A 7,255-nucleotide genomic window follows, 5' to 3' on the forward strand; every position below is an offset into this window, starting at 1 on the left:
CTCACACCTCAGGTTCTGGTTGTTTCAAGCTATTGATCACCATCATTAAGTAGCGGTCAGCAACCATAAATTCCTGAATCATCTCATGAACGTCTTCCTTCCGCATCCCTTCATCCAGAGCCTTCTTCGCTTCAATTAGGGCCTCCCGGCGTGTCATCGTCCTGCCGCATCTGTAATCATCTGTCACCGCTTGCATTTCTTTCTCCTGTTGTATTGTGTTTACATTGTCCGCACGCCTTCCGCAGGCGGGCGGCAAAGCCGCTGGCCGCACCGAACGGCCTCCTCCGTTCTTCAACGCATCTTGTAATCTCAATGCTGCCAAGCACAGGGCATTCGACCGTTGCCGGAAACACCTGCAGCATTTTTTCCAGCATTTTTCTTGCCCCTGCCGGGTATTTGCCTTTCGCCGCCAGACAGACGGAAGTTGGAGAGTAGCCGATCATCTTCGCCACTTTCGCTTGGCCGCCACGCCCAGTCCGCTCAATCGCTGATCCGAGCACTGCAATCAGCAGCTCACGCTCCGGCAGTGACATTGCGCACCTCCATAGTCCGTTGCAGGTTGACATCCCAGACCTTTTTGCTCCGCTGCACCTGCGGCGCTCTTGGCCCGGTATTCGCGCTTGGCAGCAGTAGATACCGGCCATTTTCACCAAGGCGCAGATATCCTGCCTTATAGAGCTTCCGGCAGTAATCCTTCGCAGATGCGTCCGCAATCTGATGTTCCGGCGTTGACGCAGTCACGGCCAGCTCGGTCGCGGAAAAGCTCTTCAGGATGCGCATGACAACCCACATCCGCTGCTGCCCCTGACCAAGCAGCACCTGGCTGCCGTCCTTGCGCACACGTGGCGCAAGCGGCCCGAAATCCTTGGTCATGCTGTATTTGCAGCCAATATTCGGCACTGGAGGCAGCGGACGCTGGACAGCAATGTAGCCCCCTGCATTCCAGGCGTTCAGCCGGTCACGGATTGCCGATCTGTCCATGCCAGTCGCAAGATGCAGATCGGCCACAGTCACCAGCTCACCTATTCTCCGGCGCAGCTCTTCCCACAAGCCTGCCGCATTCCGTTTTCCTTGAGCATTCGATGGAGTGCGCTTCATCATGCCATTTCCTTCTTGGTTCTCGGCGCACGGCCAGACAGGGGATTGCGCTTGAAATCCCAATCATCCAGCGCAATCTCCTGCGCTCCGGCAGCCTTGCACTCCCTTGCGACCAGCTCTATATTAACCGACACTCGACGCACAGACCCTTCGGAAACCCACGCAATTTCTTCCATCATGTCTTCAGAAATTGTTACACCCTTGGCATATAAACTGGCAAGACATCGACAGTCTTTCATGCTAGCTTTTTTTGCTAGCAGCCACCACGACACACGACTGTGCAGCCGCTCCCATTTCTTGATACTACTTTGCAGATTTTTTTCGCCTATCAAAACTACCGGTACATTTCCTGACCCGTCATGGATGTCCCTGATCACTTCGATTAACCTATTTTCTATTAGGTAATCAGCTTGATCAATGATCAGTGGACGATTGTTTGCCACCAACCATTCACAGACTTGATCAAGCATGTCAGATGCATACCCCATCGGCTTAGAACCAGCAATTTCAAAGAGGATGTGCGACAACACATTCCGTCCACTCCATAACTTCTTGCATTCCACATACACAGCCTCATACTTAACGGCGCAAAACGCGGCAGCAAAACTTTTTCCTCTGCCAGCTTCCCCAAAAAAACCTATTATCTTAGGTAAATGTTGAGGAGCGGCGAGTGCTTTGGCGATAACCGTATTTAGCTCGCTGACATTAGTCAGCACAGCAATATTCGGTACCCCCTTGACTTCCAGTTCATCTTGTTGCATACTTTCTCCTGTTGGTTAGTTGTTCACGCCTGTTTTCTGAGAGTCTCCTGCACGTCCGCCAATGCCTTCCACGCTGGCGAACGCCGAAAACTCTCATAAAAACGAAATTCCTTGTCACCTAAGATGCCTCCTGTTGCCAAGGAGGCATCCAGTTCCTGCCAATACTGGTACCGTTCAGCGTCCGTCATCCGCAGCGGATTCGGGGCCTCTTTTTTGGGCCTTTCCTGCATCTCAATCACCAAGGCCTCGCGCCGCTGCTCGACCAGCAGGGCATCATCAGCAGCCTGATGCACGGGCTGCATTTCGATAATTCCCCGCCGCTCCGCCTCAATTTCCGCCAAGTTATCCAGCTTGATCTTGGCCCGTCGTTTTGCCCGCTCGTCCGCTGCGTGTTCGGTCGCCGACACAGGCATGTATCGGCTGCTGTTCGCCCGGAAGTCTGCGTGACAGACAAACCGGTCTTCCAAATCCCAAATTTGCACCCGTGCCGGATCGTGGATATCGTAGGCAACCTGCACCTTCTGACCGTGATAATGCGCCAGCTGCTGGTTCCAGTAGATGTTTTTTCCACCAAACAACGTCACTTCCCTGCCGCTCACTGTCCGCAGTTCACGCGGGCGGAACAGCGCGTCAATCTCCGCTGGCTCAAGCTGATGCGCTTTGATATCCCAGCCGTCGCTGATGTGCTTCATCAGGCATTCAAGCGGCGACATGTGCCGCCGCAGCCCTGTGACCGGATCAATGATTTTTGGCAAGGCCGAGCAGGGCCGCCGGTTATATTCCCAAATCGCTTTTTCGCAAAACTCCAAAAATTGCGGCCAAGTAAGCAGCAGATCAGATTTTCCCGCAGCTTTCACATCACGTTCAATTTTCAGCAGGTTATTGCGCTGCACGAGCTTGTCCATCTTGCCGTGCGTGCAGGATGGCAATTCCCGCGCTGCCCTGATCCATAGCGTTTTCTGCCGATTCTCAATCAGGCCGCGCCCCTGTGGATTGCCAGGAATGCCTGTCTTGAATGTAGTTCCAATCCGCTTCCACAGACCGGCTACATCATCAGTATTGACCTTGGCCGTGTTTCCTGCACCGTTGTCCGTGTAAAGGATGTCAAAGATGCCGCCGATTGGCTTTTCTGGCCCAGCAGTGGCCGCATGGCGGACAGCATCAGCTACCACCTGCGCAGATTCGGCTAAGCCCGCTGACCATCCAAAGCAATATCTGCTTGCCACGTCAATCACGGCGCAGACTTCCGGTGAAAACGGCCTGCCGTGCACCGGATGCGCTATTTTGGCTTTAAACGTATGGCCGTCGCAGGTGCCGATCTGCATCGGCAGCAGGCCATCTGTGTCACGGTGGCGGCAACCCTTGATCACCCGCAGCGCACTGCCAGTTTTGCGGCCCCGCTCGCGCTCCAGCACGCTGCGCTTGGCGTTCCACCGCCGCGCCTGCGCATATGTCGGCATCTTCATTCCTTCCGGCAGGATTTTCCGCATCGCCTCCAGCGTTTCCGGCAGCGACGGGTTGCCCGGACGGTGCCAGCAAGCCCGGAAGTGCTGCGCCCAAGCTGGTTCGCGGTCACAATCTGCCAGCACCCGCTCGACATCAGCAGGAGCAAGGGCTGTTGGGCCAGACAAGGCCAGCCGCTTCCAGTTCATCAGCGTGCGCAGGCTGATTGTCCTTCCGCCGTTTTTTCCGCCTCTGACATTGGCAACCGCAAACAGGGCTTGGACATGCTGCGGCAGGGTGCCTTCCGCAGCCCGATGAATGAACTCGGCGGCGGCCTTGCTGGTGCCCATTTCAGCTTCCATTTGGCTAAATTCCCGCATCAACGCAACGCGGGCATCCATTACCTCGCGCTGCCAGCCCTTGAGAGCGGTGAGCGCGGGAAGCTCGTCTTTGATTGCCGGGAGAGTTTCCTGCCGCAGCGCAGGCAGCAGGGCCTTCTCAGCGGCGGCGCGATCAGCTTCCGCCTTCTTCTTCAACGCGGTTTGGATGTCGGCAGGGAGCTGCTCGACAGGGTATTCTTTGCGCAGCCCGCCGTTACCCTGCACTTCGATGCAGGGCCAGCACTCTTTTGCGGCTATACGTCTCACCGATCTGATTTCGCAGCTAATTGCTTCAGCAATTTTAGCCGCACAAATCGTTGTTTTTGTGAACACGTCAGATTCCACTATCTTTCTTCATGCCAAGTATTCTTAATGGACATCCTTTGTCTGCAAGATAATGCAATGCCGCTCCGCACTCTGCACGCCCATGTATAGTCTGATTTACGTAAGGCTGCGACTTGCCAGTAGCACGGACAATATCAGCCTCCTTGATACCGTTCTTCAGCATCCATAATTTTATTTTTTTTGCATCCCGCGCTTTTTTTGCATCGCTTGCCATTTCTAACCTTACCGGCTTGATTTTATGATTCCATCGGCCTATAGTTATCATAGGCTGCCAATACCTATTTCAATAGGTATTGGCTATGTGTATAACCTTAACATAGACACAGTCTATGTGTCAACTAAAAATGCAGATAAATTTTTCAGAAATCTGGGAGCGCGTGCGAATATCCACTGAAATAGATTCGTTGACTAAGCTGGCAAAACTATTAGGCATAACGCAGCCAAGCGTCTCTGACAGGAAAAGCAAGGGAGTTTTTCCCATAGAATGGGCCTATGTGATAGCTCGAAAATATAACCTGTCCTTAGACTGGCTATTAACAGGGGAGCATCTAAGGGTAGCTACAGAACAAGATAAACCCAAAAACGCCTATGTTCTGCTTATAGACGCGTGGCTTGAATCTATGACGACTAAAGATGCCAGAAGAGAGGAGTGGTTTAAGTGCCACTTTGAGGATGCGTTCCCATCGTTCAAAAGCTGGGTCGAGCACCATGAAAATAAGACAACATAATAGGAAGGTTGTCCGACCTCCTCCTGTCCGACCTTAAGCATGGACTAGAGGGAGGCATAAACGGTATCTTGTTGATTTAAAGCAAAAAATGAAAGGTGGGACAGCGAAGAATAACCTTAAGACAAATGTCCGACCTTTAACAGAAAAAGGCCGGACAAGAGAGAGTTGAAAAATAGACGGTTACAGGCGGGATGGAGATTCTTTTCTTCTATAAAATCAACAAGAAATTGCTTTAGTAGCGGACGTTATTTTGGAAGGAACCTCATTCTACTGGTGCAAAACCATTTAGCAACTCTAAACCTTTTTCCCAGTTTTCCGCAAAAAATCAGCGGAATTTCAAGCTAATTGCTTTTGCACCACGTTCAAGCATTTCTGTATTCTGTACAAGCAGTTATAAACATTTTTTCGCAAATTCCCCCGAAATACCTAGTGCAAAAGCACCTACCTCCCCACATGCTGGCCCTCATACTGCGGGACAAAGAAGGACGGCACATACACGCCCGCAATCTCCGCCAGCCGATGCAGCTTCTCGCTGCGGGACAAGCCTTTCTGCTTGGCGGCACGCAAGGCAGCCGCAATTTCCAGAATCACGTCCTCGCCGTCGCCCAGGACAACGGCATCAAAGAAATCTGCCAGCGGCTCCGGGTTCATCGAGCAGGAGCCGCCGCCAATGACCAAGGGCGCAGATTCGCCGCGCTCCGCCGCCCGGAGCGGAATCTGCGCCAGATCAAGCACGGTGAGGATGTTGCTGAAGCACAGCTCGTATGCCAATAACATCGAATTCCGCCAAAGGCCGCCGCGATTCGAGCGAGAAGAGCGGCAGCTTGTGGCGGCGGAGCTGCTCCTCCATGTCGGTGTCCGGGCAGAAGCAGGGTTCGGCGGCCAAGCCCGGCTGCTCGCGGTTAAGAATGTGATACAGTATCTGCAAGCCTTGGTGCGACGTGCCGATCTCGTACAAGTCCGGGAAGATGAGCGTGAAGGAGAGATCAACCGCCGCATAATCAGGCCGCGCCGCGTGCAGCTCGCCGCCGATGTAGCGGCCCGGTTTGCGCACCAAGGGAAGGATGGAGTCGAGGGAGAGCGTATTCAAGTTGAGAGTCATCAAGGCAACATGGGAACGGAGAGACTGGGCGCATCATGCGGCCTGCCTGTTCAGGATGTAGCTGCTACCATAGCGGAAGATGGATGAAAAAACAAGGAAATAAGCAGCTTCAGGTTTACAGGAACAGTTATTCATCGCAGTATCTATCGTCCCAATAGCTTGTATCAACGCCGATGGCATCTTCGTCTGTTTGTATGTCCTGCGGATTATCGACTGAACTCCAAAGTTCGCATGAGAATGGAAATGAATGATCAAAAACTATACCAATATCTTCGCGAACATCTGAATCAGATCCGTACTGAAGATTGCAATCTATGGTGCCACTCGCTTTGAACTTGACGTGCTTGTTATCAATACCAACGATTATTACATCGTCAGTACAAATATCTTTTATATAGTGGTGCGTAGAAAGTTGGTCAATAGATCCGATAGTCTCAGAAATAAGATAATCTATGATAGAGTTATCAATCTTTTCGTGGAGCGCCGATACAAGTTTTTCTCGGCTCGTTTCTATTGCCTTGAATAACTCCATAACTGCTGCGAGTGTTTCTTGTACGAACTGGTCTACGACCTCATCACTGAGATTGAACGTTTCCTCTTCGATATGAGTATGTTTACTGAGATTGTCCAAGGCAGCACGAAGTTTCCTATGAACATCAAGAATATCTATAGACAGAGTATCCTTAACATATTCATCGGTAAGGCCGCCTTGTATCGCATACAATACTCTCTGTCGGCGCGAGACTCCATCTTTCTTTCCCGTTTCTTCTTTAGACACTATATCGAATTTTAGGTTGCAATATTTTAAATTTTATGTTACTTGTTGTTTTACTTTGTTAATTTAAAATTTAAGCCCCAAAAAAGGCAAACTGGCGAAGAGGACGTAAAAATGACAAATTACACGGAACTCTCTGGAAAACCCAATGAATTCATTGCAATGACAGGGCTGTCTGTTGACGAGTTTAATTCTCTTCTTTTTTATTTCAAAAAAGCTGAATGTGAAAGCAAATTTACAATTGCAGGAAAAGAAAGGAGAAATAAACATGCTGTTTATAGTAATTCTCCAATAAAATGCTCTGCTGACAGGCTTCTTTTTATTTTAATATATATGAAGCAGTATATGACACAGGCGGCAATCGGTCAACTTTTTGGAATAAGTCAGCCAAAGGCTGATATGTTTATACATTACTTGACACCTTTGTTGTCCGCAGCTCTGAATGAATCCGGATATTCTCCATGCAGAAACATGGAAAATATAAATGAATATAAATCTGGATATTTATTGTCATGACGGAACGGAACGGCATATAAACCGACCAAAAGACAGCGGACGGCAGAAAGAATATTACAGCGGTAAAAAAAGACCTTTTCAGTCAAAAACAATATAATTGCAAACTC

Annotated in this window: 9 protein-coding genes and 1 pseudogene; 2 read left to right on the top strand and 8 right to left on the bottom strand. The window is 50.5% G+C overall.

What is annotated here, in order from left to right:
• Window position 1: 1 nt before the first annotated feature.
• The 6 genes from ACNKH6_RS01090 to ACNKH6_RS01115 all read right to left on the bottom strand — a co-directional run bounded on the left by ACNKH6_RS01090 (window position 2) and on the right by ACNKH6_RS01115 (window position 4,292).
• Window positions 2–196, bottom strand: coding sequence for a hypothetical protein (locus ACNKH6_RS01090; RefSeq protein WP_417913699.1), 195 nt, complete (start codon window positions 194–196; stop codon window positions 2–4).
• The gene (locus ACNKH6_RS01095) at window positions 177–533 is read right to left on the bottom strand and encodes a hypothetical protein (RefSeq protein WP_417913700.1); all 357 of its coding nucleotides are present in this window, start codon (window positions 531–533) and stop codon (window positions 177–179) included. Before ACNKH6_RS01095 ends, ACNKH6_RS01090 begins: the two co-directional genes overlap by 20 nt.
• Window positions 514–1,101, bottom strand: coding sequence for a hypothetical protein (locus ACNKH6_RS01100; RefSeq protein WP_417913701.1), 588 nt, complete (start codon window positions 1,099–1,101; stop codon window positions 514–516). Before ACNKH6_RS01100 ends, ACNKH6_RS01095 begins: the two co-directional genes overlap by 20 nt.
• On the bottom strand, window positions 1,098–1,859 hold the full coding sequence (locus tag ACNKH6_RS01105) for an AAA family ATPase (protein ID WP_417913702.1): 762 nt from the start codon (window positions 1,857–1,859) through the stop codon (window positions 1,098–1,100). The genes ACNKH6_RS01100 and ACNKH6_RS01105 overlap by 4 nt, the downstream gene beginning before the upstream one ends.
• A 23-nt stretch (window positions 1,860–1,882) precedes the next feature.
• On the bottom strand, window positions 1,883–3,949 hold the full coding sequence (locus ACNKH6_RS01110) for a transposase (RefSeq protein WP_417913703.1): 2,067 nt from the start codon (window positions 3,947–3,949) through the stop codon (window positions 1,883–1,885).
• A gap of 67 nt (window positions 3,950–4,016) precedes the next feature.
• Window positions 4,017–4,292 (bottom strand): hypothetical protein, encoded by a 276-nt coding sequence (locus ACNKH6_RS01115; protein ID WP_417913704.1) that lies wholly within the window; start codon window positions 4,290–4,292, stop codon window positions 4,017–4,019.
• A gap of 79 nt (window positions 4,293–4,371) precedes the next feature.
• On the opposite strand from ACNKH6_RS01115, the gene ACNKH6_RS01120 reads away from it, so the two are divergent.
• Window positions 4,372–4,755: a helix-turn-helix domain-containing protein gene (locus tag ACNKH6_RS01120; protein WP_417913705.1), complete on the top strand. Its 384-nt coding sequence runs from the start codon at window positions 4,372–4,374 to the stop codon at window positions 4,753–4,755.
• 441 nt (window positions 4,756–5,196) lie between these two features.
• Here the strand turns inward: ACNKH6_RS01120 and ACNKH6_RS01125 are convergent.
• Both ACNKH6_RS01125 and ACNKH6_RS01130 read right to left on the bottom strand, forming a co-directional pair.
• Window positions 5,197–5,857 (bottom strand): annotated as a pseudogene (locus tag ACNKH6_RS01125) (hypothetical protein).
• 127 nt (window positions 5,858–5,984) lie between these two features.
• The gene (locus ACNKH6_RS01130) at window positions 5,985–6,635 is read right to left on the bottom strand and encodes a hypothetical protein (protein WP_417913706.1); all 651 of its coding nucleotides are present in this window, start codon (window positions 6,633–6,635) and stop codon (window positions 5,985–5,987) included.
• 111 nt (window positions 6,636–6,746) lie between these two features.
• On the opposite strand from ACNKH6_RS01130, the gene ACNKH6_RS01135 reads away from it, so the two are divergent.
• Window positions 6,747–7,148: a helix-turn-helix domain-containing protein gene (locus ACNKH6_RS01135; RefSeq protein ID WP_417913707.1), complete on the top strand. Its 402-nt coding sequence runs from the start codon at window positions 6,747–6,749 to the stop codon at window positions 7,146–7,148.
• The last annotated feature ends 107 nt before the right edge of the window (window positions 7,149–7,255 follow it).

This window comes from Candidatus Electronema sp. JM, assembly GCF_048287415.1.
Classification (GTDB): Bacteria; Desulfobacterota; Desulfobulbia; order Desulfobulbales; family Desulfobulbaceae; genus Electronema.

What these genes read in the sequence shown, in the direction of transcription:
- ACNKH6_RS01100 (WP_417913701.1), bottom strand. Translation starts at nt 1,101, where the DNA reads ATGATGAAGCGCACTCCATCGAATGCTCAAGGAAAACGGAATGCGGCA.
- ACNKH6_RS01105 (WP_417913702.1), bottom strand. Translation starts at nt 1,859, where the DNA reads ATGCAACAAGATGAACTGGAAGTCAAGGGGGTACCGAATATTGCTGTG.
- ACNKH6_RS01120 (WP_417913705.1), top strand. Translation starts at nt 4,372, where the DNA reads ATGCAGATAAATTTTTCAGAAATCTGGGAGCGCGTGCGAATATCCACT.
- ACNKH6_RS01095 (WP_417913700.1), bottom strand. Translation starts at nt 533, where the DNA reads ATGTCACTGCCGGAGCGTGAGCTGCTGATTGCAGTGCTCGGATCAGCG.
- ACNKH6_RS01115 (WP_417913704.1), bottom strand. Translation starts at nt 4,292, where the DNA reads ATGATAACTATAGGCCGATGGAATCATAAAATCAAGCCGGTAAGGTTA.
- ACNKH6_RS01090 (WP_417913699.1), bottom strand. Translation starts at nt 196, where the DNA reads ATGCAAGCGGTGACAGATGATTACAGATGCGGCAGGACGATGACACGC.
- ACNKH6_RS01135 (WP_417913707.1), top strand. Translation starts at nt 6,747, where the DNA reads ATGACAAATTACACGGAACTCTCTGGAAAACCCAATGAATTCATTGCA.